A 13880-nucleotide genomic window follows, 5' to 3' on the forward strand; every position below is an offset into this window, starting at 1 on the left:
AGCATATCTCGCTTGCCGGTTATGTAATTGACTGATTTTATAGAGATTGGAAAGCATGAACGAGTTGAAGATCCTGGCCGTTGATACCGCCACCGAAGCCTGCTCCGCCGCCTTGCTGGTGGGTGACAAGCTGTTCTCCCGCTGGGAGGAGGCGCCACGGGATCACACCCGAAAAATCCTGCCCATGGTTCAGGCTGTGTTAGAGGATGCCGGGATAAGTTTGAGTGACCTCGATGCCATCGCGTTCGGTCGCGGCCCGGGCTCCTTTACCGGCGTGCGGATCGGCATCAGTGTGGCGCAAGGTCTGGCGTTTGGTGCGGGTGTCCCGCTGATTGGCATCTCGACGCTGGCCGCCATGGCGCAAGGCGCCTATCGACTGGATGGCGCCCAGCAGGTGCTGACCGCCATAGATGCGCGGATGAACGAGGTCTATTTCGGCCGCTATGAGCTGATTGATGGCCGCATGCAGCTGGTGGGGGACGAGGTGGTGAGCGAGCCCGCGGCACTGGTTGACGTCCGTGGCAAGCTGGCGGGCCCTGTGACCTGCGTCGGCACCGGTTTTGAAACCTATGGCGAGACCCTGAGTGGTCTGGCCGATGAGCTGGCGGAGAGTCAGGTGCGCTTCCCGGCGGCAGAGGACATGCTGCCGCTGGCCCGCGCCGCCTGGCTGGCGGGGGAGACAGTACCGGTTGAACAAGCAACGCCGGTCTATTTGCGTGACAAGGTGACCTGGAAAAAGCTGCCGGGTCGCGAATAAGGGCAGGAGCACTGACGTCATGTCGCTCTTGCCGCTCATCAGCTGCAATAAAAGCGGATGGCCCGACGGGCCACGCCGGCAACAGGAGAGTGACATGATGCGTAATAGCAGAAGCGACATGATGAAACGCGGGATGGTGGTCGGGGCGCTGGCCCTGCTGCTCGGGGCCTGCAGCTCGGTCCCCAAAGAGCTGGCTTATGAGCCAGAAAACCAGCTGGTGGCCTATCAACCCGCCCTTGGCGGAATGGAGGGCAAACCGGCCCGCTGGAGCGGCGTTATCTCGGCGGTGCACAACAAGGCGGATCAGAGCGTTATTGAAGTGGTCTATCTGCCGCTCAAGTCCAACGGTGTGCCGGAGCAGACCGAGCAGAGCCCGGGCCGTTTTCTGGCCATCATGAAGGGTTTTGTCGATCCGACCCTCTACGCCAAGGGGCGTAGCCTGACGGTGCTTGGCACCATAGGCAAACCGGTGGATAGCCAGATTGGCGAGCACAAGTACCGCTTCTCTGTGCTCAATGTGACGGGCAGCAAGCTGTGGCCGCCAGTCAAGGAGGTGGAGGTGCGCTATATGGACCCCTACTTCTACGACCCCTTCTATGATCCCTTCTGGCCGAGACGGCCGCTGCGTCGCTAAGGCTTGCCATGATCAAGAGCATCAAAAGCACTCTGCACGAACGTCTGCTCACCCTGGCAGATGGGCGGCGGGTAGCCCTGTTGGAGAACCACTCCGCTGAGCATGATCAACAGGGCAAACCCCTGTTGATCGCCTTGCATGGCTGGCTCGACAATAGCGCCAGCTTCTTGCCGCTGGCGCAGCATCTGGGGGATTTTCACCTTATCTGTGTCGATCTGCCGGGGCACGGTCACTCAGATCACAAAACCACCCCTTATGTCTTTGTCGACTGGCTGGACGATCTCTACCAGATCGTGCAGGCGGCAGGGTGGTCGCGCTTCACTCTGCTCGGTCACTCCCTCGGGGCGTTGATCGCCTCCGCCTATGCCGGGGTGTTCCCCGAACAGGTGGAGCGGTTGATCATGCTGGAGGGGCTGGGGCCGCTGAGCCAGCCCGATGAGGAGGTACCTGCGCAGCTGCGACGTGCAATTTTAAACCGCAGTCGCACCCGGGAGCGCAGTGCCAACGGCTTTGCCTCCATCGATGAGGCTGTCGCCGCCCGTTGCAAAGTGGCGGATATCACGCCGCAGGCGGCGCGTCTTATCTGTGAACGGCAGCTTGAAGAGCGGGCAGGGCGCTGGCACTGGCGCAGCGATCCCCGTTTGCGGGATCTGTCGCCCCTGAGAATGAGCGAAGGGCAAGCCCGGGCGCTGATGGCGGCTATCCGTTGTCCTGTGCTGTTGATTCAGGGGGAGCAGGGCTTTGCTGCACTTGAAGCCCAATGGCAGGCCCGTCAGGATGCCTTCCAGCAGATCGAGCGGGTCATATTGGGTGGGAACCACCATTTTCATATGGAAAATTCGGTTGATACGGCCGTTTGTATCGTAAAGTTTTGTCAAGTTCGGTAGAATCGCCAGCTTTCAATAATTCCAGGTTTGTTTTCTCCCTCACATTTTTCTGTTGTTAATTTGCTGTTAATTGATGTTGCGCTGTGTAAATATGGGCGGCATTAGAGCATCAGCTTAAAACAACCGATTAAAATGGATGTGAACCGGGACGGAGGCAACACAGTGAGCGCACAGGTGCTAGTTATGCAGGAGAAGTTTGTGGAAAAAGTCTGGCTGAAACGTTATCCGGAAGGGGTCCCCGCCGAGATCAATCCAGACCAATACAGCTCCCTGGTCGAGATGTTCGAATCCTCGGTGACCCAGTTTGCCGATCAGCCCGCCTTCGTCAACATGGGCCAAACCATCACCTACCGCCGGCTGGAAGAGCAGTCCCGCGCCTTTGCTGCCTACCTGCAAAACGAGCTGAAGCTGGAGAAAGGGGATCGGGTTGCGGTGATGATGCCTAACCTGCTGCAATACCCCATCGCCGTGTTCGGCATCCTGCGCGCCGGCATGATAGTGGTCAACGTCAACCCGCTCTATACCCCGCGCGAGCTGGAGCATCAGCTCAAGGACTCCGGTGCCAAAGCCATCGTCATCGTCTCCAACTTCGCCCATACCCTGGAAAAAGTGGTCTACGACACCCCGATCAAGCACGTTATCCTGACCCGGATGGGTGACAACCTGGGGCTGGCCAAGGGCACCCTGGTCAACTTCGTGGTCAAGTACGTCAAGAAGCTGGTGCCGAAATACAATCTGCCCCACGCCACCACCATGCGTCAGGCCCTCTCCAAGGGGCGTTTCCTGCAGTACATCAAGCCGGAGATCACCAACGACGATCTCGCCTTCCTGCAGTACACCGGCGGCACCACCGGCCTCTCCAAAGGGGCCATGCTGACCCATCGCAACATGATTGCCAACGTCGAGCAGTGCCTCGGCGTCTATGGCCCCATGCTGGAGCGTGGCAAGGAGTTCGTGGTCACCGCGCTGCCGCTCTACCACGTCTTTGCCCTGACCGTGAACTGCCTGCTGTTTATGCGTATCGGCGGTTACAACCTGCTGATCAGCAACCCGCGCGACATCCCGGGGTTTGTCAAAGAGATCAAGAAGTACCCCTTTACCTGCATTACCGGCGTGAACACCCTGTTCAATGCGCTGGTCAACAATGAAGAGTTTCAGGGGATCGCCTTTGACAAGCTCAAGCTGACCATCGGTGGCGGCATGGCGGTGCAGCGCGCGGTCGCGGAGAAGTGGAAGACACTGACCGACACCCCGCTGCTGGAAGGCTATGGCCTGACCGAGTGTTCGCCACTGGTGAGCGTCTGCCCCTACGATCTGACCGATTACAACGGCTCCATCGGTCTGCCGGTCTGCTCTACCGAGATCCGGCTGGTGGATGACAACGGTCAGGTGATCCACGCCCTCGGCACCCCGGGCGAAATGCAGGTGCGCGGCCCGCAGGTGATGGTGGGCTACTGGCAGCGCCCCGAGGCGACCGCCGAAGTGATGCAGGATGGCTGGCTCTGTACCGGTGATATCGCCGTGTGCGACGAGCAGGGCTTCTTCAAGATCGTTGACCGCAAGAAGGACATGATCCTGGTCTCCGGTTTCAACGTCTACCCGAACGAGATCGAAGATGTCGTTGCCCTGCACCCGAAAGTGCTGGAAGTGGCTGCCGTCGGCGTGCCGCACAAGGTCTCCGGCGAGCTGGTGAAGATCTTTGTGGTCAAGAAAGATGCAAAATTGCAGGAGGATGAGATTATTGCCCACTGCCGCAAACATCTGACTGCCTATAAGGTGCCGAAACTGGTAGAATTTCGTGACGAACTTCCCAAGACCAATGTGGGCAAGATCCTGCGCCGCGTACTGCGCGACGAGGAGATTGCCAAGCAATAACCGGACTGCGGCTGCAGAAGCCTCTGCAAACCAGCACCGTCGTTATGCAAAACCGTGGGTCATCCCACGGTTTTTTCTTTTTGGCCCTGATCAACCGCGCAGGCACAGATGCACTATCAACTTATCACTCAGCAAGACGAACTTGAGCAGTATCTCGCTTCTCTGGCCGACGTTCCCCTGGCTATCGATACTGAATTCGTTCGCACCCGTACCTACTACCCCCAGCTTGGTCTGTTCCAGATCTATGACGGCGAGCATCTGGCGCTGCTGGATCCGCTGACCCTGGATCTCTCCGCCCTCTGGCAACGACTGGGCCGAGCAGGGCAGATCGCCATCCTGCACGCCTCTGGCGAAGATCTGGAGCTTATCCAGCATCAGGCGGGCCACCTGCCCAACCAGATGCACGACACCCAGCTTGCTACCGCCTTTCTCGGTTACGGCGTCTCGGTCGGCTTTGGTGCGCTGGTGAATGAATTCCTCGGGGTCGAGCTGGAAAAAGATCAGGCGCGCACCGATTGGCTGGCCCGCCCGCTTACGCCACGTCAGCTCGAATACGCGGCGGCGGATGTCTTCTACCTGATGCCGCTCTACGAGAAGGTGATGGCCAAACTGCGGGAAAGCGGCAAGTTTGCCTGGTTCGAGCAGGAGTGCCAAAACCACTCCGCCCGCAAGACCCAGGGTAGCGATCCCCGTCAGGCATATCTTGAAATCGTCAACGCCTGGCAACTGGGTCGCCGCGAGCTCGCCATTCTGCGCGAGCTGGCCGCCTGGCGCCAGCAAGAGGCGGTGCGCCGGGACCTGGCCCTCAATTTTGTGGTGAAAGAGCTGCACCTGTTCAAGGTGGCGGAGCGTCGTCCTGCCTCCCTGCGGGATCTCAACGAGCTCGGCCTCTCGCCCATCGAGATCAAGATCCACGGCAAACGGATGCTCGATATCCTCGCCAAGGCGCAGCAGAGCGCTCCTGACAGCTGGCCCGAGCCCATTCGCCGGCTGGTGGACTTCCCCCAGTACAAGGCCGAGCTCAAGCGCATCAAGGCCATGGTGGAAGATAAGGCCAAGGCGAGCAATATTCCGCCCGAGCTGATTGCCAGCAAGAAGATCATCCACCAGTACTTCACCTGGAGCTGGCGGATGAATGACGAAGAGCGGGCCCGCAGCGACAAGCCGATGTTGCTGCAAGGGTGGCGTCATGAGCTGGTCGGTCACCTGCTGGCACAATAAGCCACCAGACGGTTGCATCTATAAATAAATCCTCACCCCCGGGTGGGGATTTTTATTGGGCGAAAGAGACAAATGGGCATGCTGAAATGTGGAACGCAGGTGGAACATGGCTGGCCGGATGGCGGGAGTCGAGAATGAAAAAGAGAGCAGAGAAGAAAAGGCAGCGGCTAACACCGCTGCCTTTTTTGATCACCAGATAGGCTGGGTCAGGTAGGGGTTGCTCACCTTCTCGCGACCGAAGGTGGAGCTAGGGCCGTGGCCTGGGATAAAGACGATTTCGTCCCCCAGCGGCAGCAGGGTCTCGTTGATCGACTTGATCAGCGTGCCGTGATCGCCACGGGGGAAGTCGGTGCGGCCGATGCTGCCGGCAAACAGCACGTCGCCAACCCAGGCGAGTTTTTCGGCCTGGTTCAGCAGCACGATATGGCCCGGGGTGTGGCCGGGGCAGAAGTAGACATCCAGCTCGCACTGGCCAAGCTGCACCTTGTCACCCTGCTCCAGCCAGCGATCCGGCGTGAAGGCGGGGGTATGAGCGAAGCCGAACATCTGGCTCTGCTGGGGCAGCATGTCGAGCCAGAAGGTGTCCTCCTTGTGGGGGCCGGTAATGGCGACGCCGGTCTTTTCCCGCAGCTCGGCGGCTGCACCCACATGATCCAGATGACCGTGGGTCAGCAGGATGTGGGTTAGGGTCAGGCCGCGCTTGGCGATGGCGGTCAGCAGTTTGTCCGCCTCGCCGCCCGGATCGATCAGGGCCGCCTGATGGGTCTCGTCACACCAGATGAGGGAGCAGTTCTGGGCGAACTGGGTGACCGGGATCACCTCGAATTTCAACATAGAGTTCCTCTCTTGGGATGGGTCAGCTGCGCAGCGCGCTGGCATGCTGCTCGGCGAAATAGTCGAGACAGGCCTGTTTGTCACCGCGAAACACGATGCGCTCCTGCTTGTTGCCAAGCTGGTAGAGATACATGGGGTCGTAGTAGCGGGTCAGCAGCAACGTGATCCAGGCCAGATGCAGCGCGGTATCGCCGCTTTTTTCCTGCTCGGTGAGGGCGGTCTGCATCAGGGCATCCAGCTCGCGGTGGACCAGATCGCCGAGGCGGCGCTTGAGACGGGCCAGCGCATCGGTGAGGTAGGCAGCAAACAGCGGCCAACCGGCTTCCTGGCCATACATGGCTTGATAGCGCAGCCAGAGATCGTGCACGTAATCTTCGCGGATCTGCTCGGCCCGATCGATTTGCGGCACATCCACCACCACCAGCGGTGCCTGACTCATGGCCTCATGGAGGGAGAGGGGCAGGCAGCAGCGGCCAATCAGCCGGCTCTCGTCCTCGACCACGAAGGCATGCTCGCCGCGATGGCGGCGTTTGAGCAGTTCGATGGCCATGTTGTTTTCAAAGTTGATGTTGCTGGGCTGGCCGCCGGGCAGCTGACCAAACGACGAGCCCCTGTGATGGGCATGCCCCTCCAGATCCACCGCCTGGGTCACCTGATCGAGCATATGGGTCTTGCCGGAGCCGGTCATGCCGGTCAGCACGCTCCAGTGACACTCGGCAGAGGCCTTGTCCTGGGTGTCGATCAGGAAACGGCGCAGCTCCTTGTAGCCACCGGCGACGCGGGGGCGAGTCACTCCCGCTTCAGCCAGCCACTGTTGCACGGTTTGCGAGCGCAGGCCGCCGCGAAAGCAGTAGAGCACGGCATCGGGCTGCTGGCGCAACTGCGCCAGCCAGCTTTCGAGTCGCTCGGCACGTACTGCTCCCCCCACCAGCTTGTGTCCAAGCTCAATGGCGGCGGCCTGACCCTGCTTCTTGAAGCAGGTCCCCACCTGGGCGCGCTCATCGTCTGTCATCAAGGGCAGGCTGGTCGAGCAGGGGAAGGCCCCCTCCTTGAACTCGATGGGGGCGCGCACATCAATCAACGGCACATCGCCTAAAAAAATCTGGGCGTAGTCCGTGGCCAGTGGCAATTCACTCATTGGACAATCTCGATAAAGCGGGAGCCATCAAGGGGCTTGATCTGACCGATGGGCGAGAGTTCTAGCCCAACTTCTTGCGCGATGGCGAGCAGCTCGGCTTCGCTCTCTTTACCCACGGCGACCAGCAGGCCGCCGCTGGTTTGTGGGTCGCACATGATGTTGCGGGTGCGATCGTCCATGGCATCCAGCTTGTGGCCGTAGGAGTCGTGGTTGCGCAGGGTACCGCCCGGTACGCAGCCCTCGGAGAGGTAGTAATCCACCTCATCAAGCAGCGGCAGCGCCTTGAAGTCAAGGCTGGCGCTGACGCCAGAGCCTTCACACATCTCCAGCAGATGGCCCGCCAGACCAAAACCGGTGACGTCGGTCATGGCGTGGACACCCGGTAGCTCGGCAAAGCGCTGGCCAATCTTGTTGAGGGTGCACATGGCGTTGGGGGCCAGCTGCTCGTGTTCGGGTTTGAGCTTGCCCTTCTTCTGGGCCGTGGTGAGGATACCGATACCAAGGGGCTTGGTCAGATAGAGGGTGTCACCCACCTTGGCGGTGTCGTTTTGCTTGATGGCATCCAGAGGCACGATACCGGTCACCGCAAGGCCGAAGATGGGCTCGGGGGCATCGATACTGTGGCCACCGGCCAGCGAAATGCCCGCCTCATGGCACACCTGACGGCCGCCGTCGATCACCTGCTGGGCCACTTCGGCGGGCAGGGTATTGATGGGCCAGCCGAGGATGGCGATGGCGACGATGGGCTTGCCCCCCATGGCGTAGATATCGCTGATGGCGTTGGTGGCGGCGATGCGGCCAAAGGTGAAGGGGTCATCGACGATGGGCATGAAGAAGTCGGTGGTGGAGACAATGCCCTGACCGTTGCCGATATCGACCACGGCCGCGTCATCTTTGCTGCTGTTGCCAACGATCAGGGTCGGGTCGTTGAAGCCCGGGATCTGGCTCTTGAGGATGGTGTCGAGTACCTTGGGAGAGATTTTGCAGCCGCAGCCAGCGCCGTGGCTGTATTGGGTCAGACGAATGGAAGACATACTTACCCCTTTTATTTGCAAACAGAGCAGAGGCTCTGTGGAGCCGTCTTGGTCAATGGGCGGCCTTGTAGTGAGGAAGACAAGAAGCCGCAAATATGGGTGGCCTCGGTGCCAACAGGGGCAGCGATGACTGGCAGTTATGAAAGACTGCCAGGCCGGACGGGGAAGAAAAGGGCGACAAGGTGCGCCAGCGCAGCCCCGCCAAGGGCCACAGGACGGGGCATTATGCCACATTTGCCCCTTGGGGTTCGAACAGGAATTCACATAAACAGCAGGGAATTGCCCGCACTTGCCTGTCATCGGGCTGGAGCCAGCGCTGACTGATTGATAGCAGTACAGATGCAGCAAAAAGAACGCCAAAGAGACCAACAGCACGCAACCGCCGATCTACAACAGGAGAGCTTAGTGACCACCACATTTTTGGTTAACCACCCCATCACCACGGCGCAGTTTGCGGCGTTGTTGGCGCAGACCTCGTTGGGGGCGAGACGGCCGCTGGAGCATCCAGCTACCCTGCAGGGCATGCTGGATCACGCCAATTTGCTGATCACCGCTTGGCAGGGCGAGACCCTGGTCGGTGTGGCGCGCTCAGTGACCGATTTTCATTTTTGTTGTTACCTCTCGGATCTGGCGGTAGCCGAGTCAGTGCAGGGGCAGGGGATTGGCAAAGCCCTTATTCGCGAGACGTTTTTGCAATTGCAGCCCGGCTGCAAGCTGATCCTGCTGGCCGCGCCGCAGGCGGTGGCGTACTACCCCAAGCTCGGATTTAGCCAGCACCCGAGTGCTTGGGTGATGAGCGGTCTGGATGAACTGGTGCTGGATGAGTTGGCATAAGCCCGTCAACTCATCCAGACAGGGTGGGGTTAACTTATCCGGCTCGCTCCAGCGCCGGTTGCCGTGACTTGCCCCAGCGGCGCAGGCGCCGCTGCAATGGCCGCTCCAGCAGGTGGTAGCTCAAGGCAGAGAGGCTGATCAGCACCGCCAGCATCAGCAAGGTGGCCACTATCCCCAGCAGCGGGTTGGTCTGGCCATACCACCACTCGGTGATCCCCGGCGCCAGATAGTGGATGAGCTCGCAGCCGGTGAGTAGCACCAGCGCATGGAGCAGGTAGATGGAGTAGGAGAGATCCCCCAGCCAGTTGGTGAAGCGGTTATCCAGGAGGTGCAGCAGCGGACTCCGGCGCTCCCCTTGGGCGGCGGCAATCCAGATCAGCATTATGTAGGAGCCGATCAGAAGCAGAGTCAGCTGTGGCGTCATGGTGAACTGCATCAGCGCGAAGGGCAGCACAAAGGCGACCAGCAGCGGCAGGTCTCGCTTCATCATGGGGAAGTTTTTCGCGGCCTTGACCCTCGGCAGCAGCCAGAGGCCGAGCACAAATTCACTCACCCCGCGCCCCACCGCCAGCGCGCCGCTGGTGACATCCAGGGTGCCGCGACTGTGCACGATAAAGGCCAGCACCGTCAGCGCCAGCAGGGGGGCGAGATGGCTCCAGCGACTGCGGGTGACCGCCAGCGGAATAAGCAGCGGGAACAGCAGGTAGCTTATCCACTCTACGCTCAGGGACCAGGCGGCGAAGTTCCAGGTCAACCCGTGATCGGTTACCACCTGCAGCAGCAGTAAGGCGCTGGGCAGCGCTTCGGCTGGCGTGAAGGGCGAACCGAAAGGCGGCATCCCTTCCCACTCCCACATCTTGAACAAGGGGCCGGCATAGAAGCCTACTCCGTGCTGCGCCTTGTAAAGTTCCCAGCCGACCAGCAACAGCAGGGTCACCAGATAGAGGGGGTAGACGCGGGTCAGCCGCAGCCAGAGAAAGCGGCCATAGCCCACGGTGCGGGGCGTGCGGGTGAAGGCCTCCCCATAGACATGTGCCAGCACCACGCCGCTCAAAATAAAGAACAGGTCGACCCAGAGGTAGCCATTCTCGATGAGTTGGGTGTGGCCTGCGATCGACTCCATCCACTGGGGAAAGAGCAGCAAGCGGGCATGGAACAGCACCACCATCAGGGCAGCGATGCCCCGCAGCGGCGTTAACAGCGGCAATGATTGATTCATATCGGGATCCCTTGTGATGTTCAGCTTGGCCTGACATCGATTTTTGTTGTTGTACCGCCTATCACTCCTGACGGGTCGGTTGCCCCGGCTTGTCTGCCGCAGGCGGGATCACACTACGGAAAAGAGAGTCATACGGGTGTGATTTGAATCATAAATGTGCAGTTATTGTGCAAAGTAATTTAAACAGAGAAGAAGTGGGGCGCTGGCAGCAAAAGAGGAGGAGAGGAAACACCAATAAAGCAGAGAGGGGGAATCGGGGCGAGCGTCAGGCTCAGGCACCATACGATGCAAAGCAATCAGGCCCGCAAGGGGCCTGATTGATCACAAGGAGAGGGTGGTTGCCGATCAGCGGGCGCGTACCACCAGTCCCTTGAGGTAGAAGCCTTCCGGATAGGCGGTACCGATGGGGTGATCGGAGGCCTGGGAGAGCAGCTCCAGGATCTGGGCATCGCGACCGGCATCGAGCGCCGCATCGGCAACGATCTTCTGGAACAGGCTCTGCTCCATCAGGCCGGAGCAGGAGTAGGTCAAGAGCACGCCACCCGGCGCCAGCAGTTGGAACGCCAGCATGTTGATGTCCTTGTAGCCACGGCAGGCACCCAGCAGTTGGGCCTTGCTCTCGGCGAACTTGGGCGGATCCAGCACGATGACGTCGAAGTTCTCGCCCTTCTCGCGATATTCACGCAGCAGCTTGAACACGTCGTGACGGACGAACTGGGTGTTGCTGGTATCCAGCCCGTTCAGCTCGGCATTCTGGCGGGCAATATCCAGTGCATTCTGGGAGAGATCGACGTTGACCACTTCCTTGGCGCCGCCCTTGAGGGCATAAACGCCAAACCCACCGGTGTAGCAGAAGCAGTTGAGCACCCGCTTGCCTTCGGTGTATTTGGCAGCTGCCTGACGGTTATCCCGCTGATCCAGATAGAAGCCGGTTTTATGGCCGTTACGAATATCCACCAGGATCTTGACGCCACCGTTCTCCTCGATGACCACCGGCTCGTTCGGGGTCTCGCCATAGATAACGCCGGTGCGCTCTTTCAGCCCTTCCTTCTTGCGCACTGCCACATCGGAGCGCTCATAGATGCTGCACTCTGGGTAGAGGGTACGCAGTGCTTGCGTTATCAGCTCACGCTGGAACTCGGCACCGGCAGAGAGGATCTGGCACACCAGAAAATCGGCATAACGGTCGATGGTCAGACCCGGCAGGCCGTCGGATTCGGCGGCGCAGAGGCGATAGCCGGTGAGACCCTGACGCTTGATCAGCGGATCGCGAGACTCCTGCGCATATTTGAGACGACGGATAAAGAAGTCGAGATCGACGGTTTCATCCTTGTCGAAGGTCCAGACCCGGGCACGGATCTGGGAGCTGCCTGACCAGGCGCCACGGGCGAGCCACTTGCCATCGTTGGCATAGATCTCGACGGTATCGCCGTCAATGGGGTTGCCCTGAACCCGCTCAATCCCCTTGGAGAAGATCCAGGGGTGGCGACGCAGCAGGGATTTTTCGCGGCCTTTGACGAGATAGATGGAAGCGCTCATGGATGTTTGCCGATGGTAGAAAGAAAAGGGGCCACATTCTATGTGGCCCGCAGGTAAAACTCAAACAACCCTGTGTAATGGATGGGGTTGCCCTGATCTGACACCTCATATGGTCAGAGCTTAATCCCCTTGAGTGCTTGGGCCAGTTCGCTGGCGGTGGCTTTGAGCCCTTGCGTGCCAGCCACCGAGGCGCTGGCAGACTCTTCCACCTGTGCCGCTTCATGGCGTACCTGATCCAGATTGTGGGTGATCTCGGCGGCGACCGAGCTCTGCTCTTCGCTGGAGGTGGCGATCTGGGTGCTCATCTCCAGCACCGCATCGCTGTGGTTGCTGAGCTTCTCGATATCGAGCCCCACCTCGCTGATGAGCTGCTGGCTGCTGGCGGCGCGCCCTACAGTCTTTTCCATGATCTCGTTCAGCGCGCCGGTACCGGTCTGCAGCTCTTCGATCATCTGCTGGATCTCCACCGTCGCCTGCTGGGTACGGCTGGCGAGGGTACGCACCTCATCTGCCACCACCGCAAAGCCGCGACCCTGCTCACCGGCACGGGCCGCTTCGATGGCGGCGTTGAGGGCCAACAAGTTGGTCTGCTGGGAGATGGCGTTGATGACGTTGACCACCTCGTTGATCCGGTTGGCGTTGTGGGTGAGCCGCTCGACCGCGCCGGAGGCGTTGCCAATCTCGTCGGCCAGGGTGCGGATCGCCTCTATGGTGCGGGCTACCCGGTTGGCGCCATTGGCCGCCTCTTCGCTCGACTGGTGGGTTTGTTGCAGGGTGTCGTTGGCATTGCGCGCGACTTCGCGGATCGCCGCCGACATCTGCTCCATGGCGGTGGCCAGCGAATCCATGTGCTGGCGCTGGGAACGCGCCATGCTCTCGCCTTCGCGGGCATGGTCACGAAACTCGTCGGCGGCCATGGTCAGCGCTTCGGCAGACTCCTCCACCAGTTTGACGATCTGGTGCTGGCGGTCGGTAAATCGGTCGATGCTGCCCGCCAGGGTGGAGAACTCGTCCCGCACCGGGAAGAAGTTGAGACGGAAGGTGAGATCCCCGTCCGCCACGGTTTGCAGCGCCTTGTTGGTGGAGTACAGGGCGCCGGAGACAAAGGTCATCATGTAGTGGATCACCAGTGCCATCAGGGCGGCCAGCGCGCCGATGAGGAGCAGGGTCGAGCCCTGACCCTCCCACATGGAGAGGTTGCTGGTATCGAGATCACCGGTGACGTAGCCTGCCTGACCCGCTGGCGCGCTAAAGAGGTAGTGATCTCCTTGCTGCTGCAACCCGCTGCTGCCTTGCCGGGCCAGACGCAGATCAGCAGGCAACACCAGAGTGGGCTGCTGGCTGACCAGCTGCGCCGTGGTCTCGACCCGTTGCTGCAACTGCGCTACCCGCAGGGAGATCTCCTGCTGATGGCTGGCCGCCAGCATATACCAGCTGAGAAAGGCGATGATGAAGAGAGGTAACCAGAACGCGATATGGAATTTTTCACTGATGGTGAGGTGAATGAGATAGCGGTCAACCCACCGGAATTTAACTTCTTTCATAATGGAGCTGCATCCTGCAGAGATAGAGTGTCGGGCACATTATCGTCTCGGGAATTTTTTTCTTAAGCGGAAGGTGTGAGAAATGGGAGAGCAATCGTTTGTCATTCGGGTGTGGGGGCAGGTGCAGGGGGTGGGATTTCGCTATTTCACCCGTGAGCGGGCGCTGCAACTGGGTTTGCGGGGCCATGCCTACAACCTGGAGGATGGCTCGGTGGAGATCCTCATCAGCGGCCCCGCGCAGGGGGTGCAGATGATGCTGGGTTGGCTGGAGCATGGCCCGCGCACCGCCAGGGTGACCCGGATGGAGTATGAAGAGGCGCTGCCGCCCACCGGCCAGGGCTTTCACACCAACTGATCTGCCGGG

Annotated in this window: 13 protein-coding genes; 7 read left to right on the forward strand and 6 right to left on the reverse strand. The window is 60.2% G+C overall.

The features are described 5' to 3' along the window. The first annotated feature begins 55 nt into the window (after positions 1 to 55). The 5 genes from tsaB (at position 56) to rnd (ending at position 5374) form a co-directional block, all read left to right on the forward strand. Positions 56 to 757 (forward strand): tRNA (adenosine(37)-N6)-threonylcarbamoyltransferase complex dimerization subunit type 1 TsaB, encoded by a 702-nt coding sequence (gene tsaB, locus BN1139_RS19275; RefSeq protein ID WP_005352165.1) that lies wholly within the window; start codon positions 56 to 58, stop codon positions 755 to 757. A 118-nt stretch (positions 758 to 875) separates the two neighbouring features. Beyond that, a complete protein-coding gene (locus BN1139_RS19280; protein WP_041202708.1) occupies positions 876 to 1391 on the forward strand; it encodes a Slp family lipoprotein in 516 nt (171 codons plus the stop codon). An 8-nt stretch (positions 1392 to 1399) separates the two neighbouring features. Then, positions 1400 to 2278 carry an alpha/beta fold hydrolase gene (locus tag BN1139_RS19285; RefSeq protein WP_005352159.1) on the forward strand — a complete coding sequence of 293 codons (879 nt, stop codon included), beginning with the start codon at positions 1400 to 1402 and terminating at the stop codon, positions 2276 to 2278. Positions 2279 to 2476: 198 nt separating this feature from the next. Then, entirely contained in the window at positions 2477 to 4153 is a 1677-nt protein-coding gene (fadD, locus tag BN1139_RS19290; protein WP_085942148.1) for a long-chain-fatty-acid--CoA ligase FadD, read from the forward strand. 108 nt (positions 4154 to 4261) lie between these two features. Further along, positions 4262 to 5374 (forward strand): ribonuclease D, encoded by a 1113-nt coding sequence (gene rnd / locus BN1139_RS19295; RefSeq protein WP_005352156.1) that lies wholly within the window; start codon positions 4262 to 4264, stop codon positions 5372 to 5374. 189 nt (positions 5375 to 5563) lie between these two features. Here the strand turns inward: rnd and BN1139_RS19300 are convergent, their stop codons facing one another. Genes BN1139_RS19300 through selD form a run of 3 tightly spaced genes read right to left on the reverse strand, consistent with a single transcriptional unit; the run spans position 5564 to position 8380 of the window. Next, the gene (locus tag BN1139_RS19300) at positions 5564 to 6208 is read right to left on the reverse strand and encodes an MBL fold metallo-hydrolase (RefSeq protein WP_005352154.1); all 645 of its coding nucleotides are present in this window, start codon (positions 6206 to 6208) and stop codon (positions 5564 to 5566) included. Between the two features lie 22 nt (positions 6209 to 6230). Further along, the gene (mnmH, locus tag BN1139_RS19305) at positions 6231 to 7346 is read right to left on the reverse strand and encodes a tRNA 2-selenouridine(34) synthase MnmH (protein ID WP_013723740.1); all 1116 of its coding nucleotides are present in this window, start codon (positions 7344 to 7346) and stop codon (positions 6231 to 6233) included. Continuing rightward, complete coding sequence (selD, locus tag BN1139_RS19310; RefSeq protein ID WP_005352150.1) at positions 7343 to 8380, reverse strand: selenide, water dikinase SelD; 1038 nt, start codon at positions 8378 to 8380, stop codon at positions 7343 to 7345. Before selD ends, mnmH begins: the two co-directional genes overlap by 4 nt. A gap of 405 nt (positions 8381 to 8785) precedes the next feature. Between selD and BN1139_RS19315 the strand changes: the two genes are divergently transcribed. Next, on the forward strand, positions 8786 to 9214 hold the full coding sequence (locus tag BN1139_RS19315; RefSeq protein WP_005352148.1) for a GNAT family N-acetyltransferase: 429 nt from the start codon (positions 8786 to 8788) through the stop codon (positions 9212 to 9214). 34 nt (positions 9215 to 9248) lie between these two features. Here BN1139_RS19315 and BN1139_RS19320 read toward each other — a convergent pair whose 3' ends face one another. The 3 genes from BN1139_RS19320 to BN1139_RS19330 form a co-directional block, all read right to left on the reverse strand. Beyond that, the gene (locus BN1139_RS19320; protein WP_005352145.1) at positions 9249 to 10433 is read right to left on the reverse strand and encodes an acyltransferase family protein; all 1185 of its coding nucleotides are present in this window, start codon (positions 10431 to 10433) and stop codon (positions 9249 to 9251) included. A gap of 345 nt (positions 10434 to 10778) precedes the next feature. After that, positions 10779 to 11972 carry a class I SAM-dependent methyltransferase gene (locus BN1139_RS19325; RefSeq protein ID WP_005352143.1) on the reverse strand — a complete coding sequence of 398 codons (1194 nt, stop codon included), beginning with the start codon at positions 11970 to 11972 and terminating at the stop codon, positions 10779 to 10781. 113 nt (positions 11973 to 12085) lie between these two features. Then, the gene (locus BN1139_RS19330) at positions 12086 to 13516 is read right to left on the reverse strand and encodes a methyl-accepting chemotaxis protein (protein ID WP_005352141.1); all 1431 of its coding nucleotides are present in this window, start codon (positions 13514 to 13516) and stop codon (positions 12086 to 12088) included. A gap of 82 nt (positions 13517 to 13598) precedes the next feature. On the opposite strand from BN1139_RS19330, the gene BN1139_RS19335 reads away from it, so the two are divergent. Further along, on the forward strand, positions 13599 to 13871 hold the full coding sequence (locus BN1139_RS19335; protein ID WP_005345583.1) for an acylphosphatase: 273 nt from the start codon (positions 13599 to 13601) through the stop codon (positions 13869 to 13871). Positions 13872 to 13880: the final 9 nt, after the last annotated feature.

The organism is Aeromonas veronii bv. veronii (assembly GCF_000820225.1).
GTDB classification, from domain to species: Bacteria; Pseudomonadota; Gammaproteobacteria; order Enterobacterales; family Aeromonadaceae; genus Aeromonas; species Aeromonas veronii.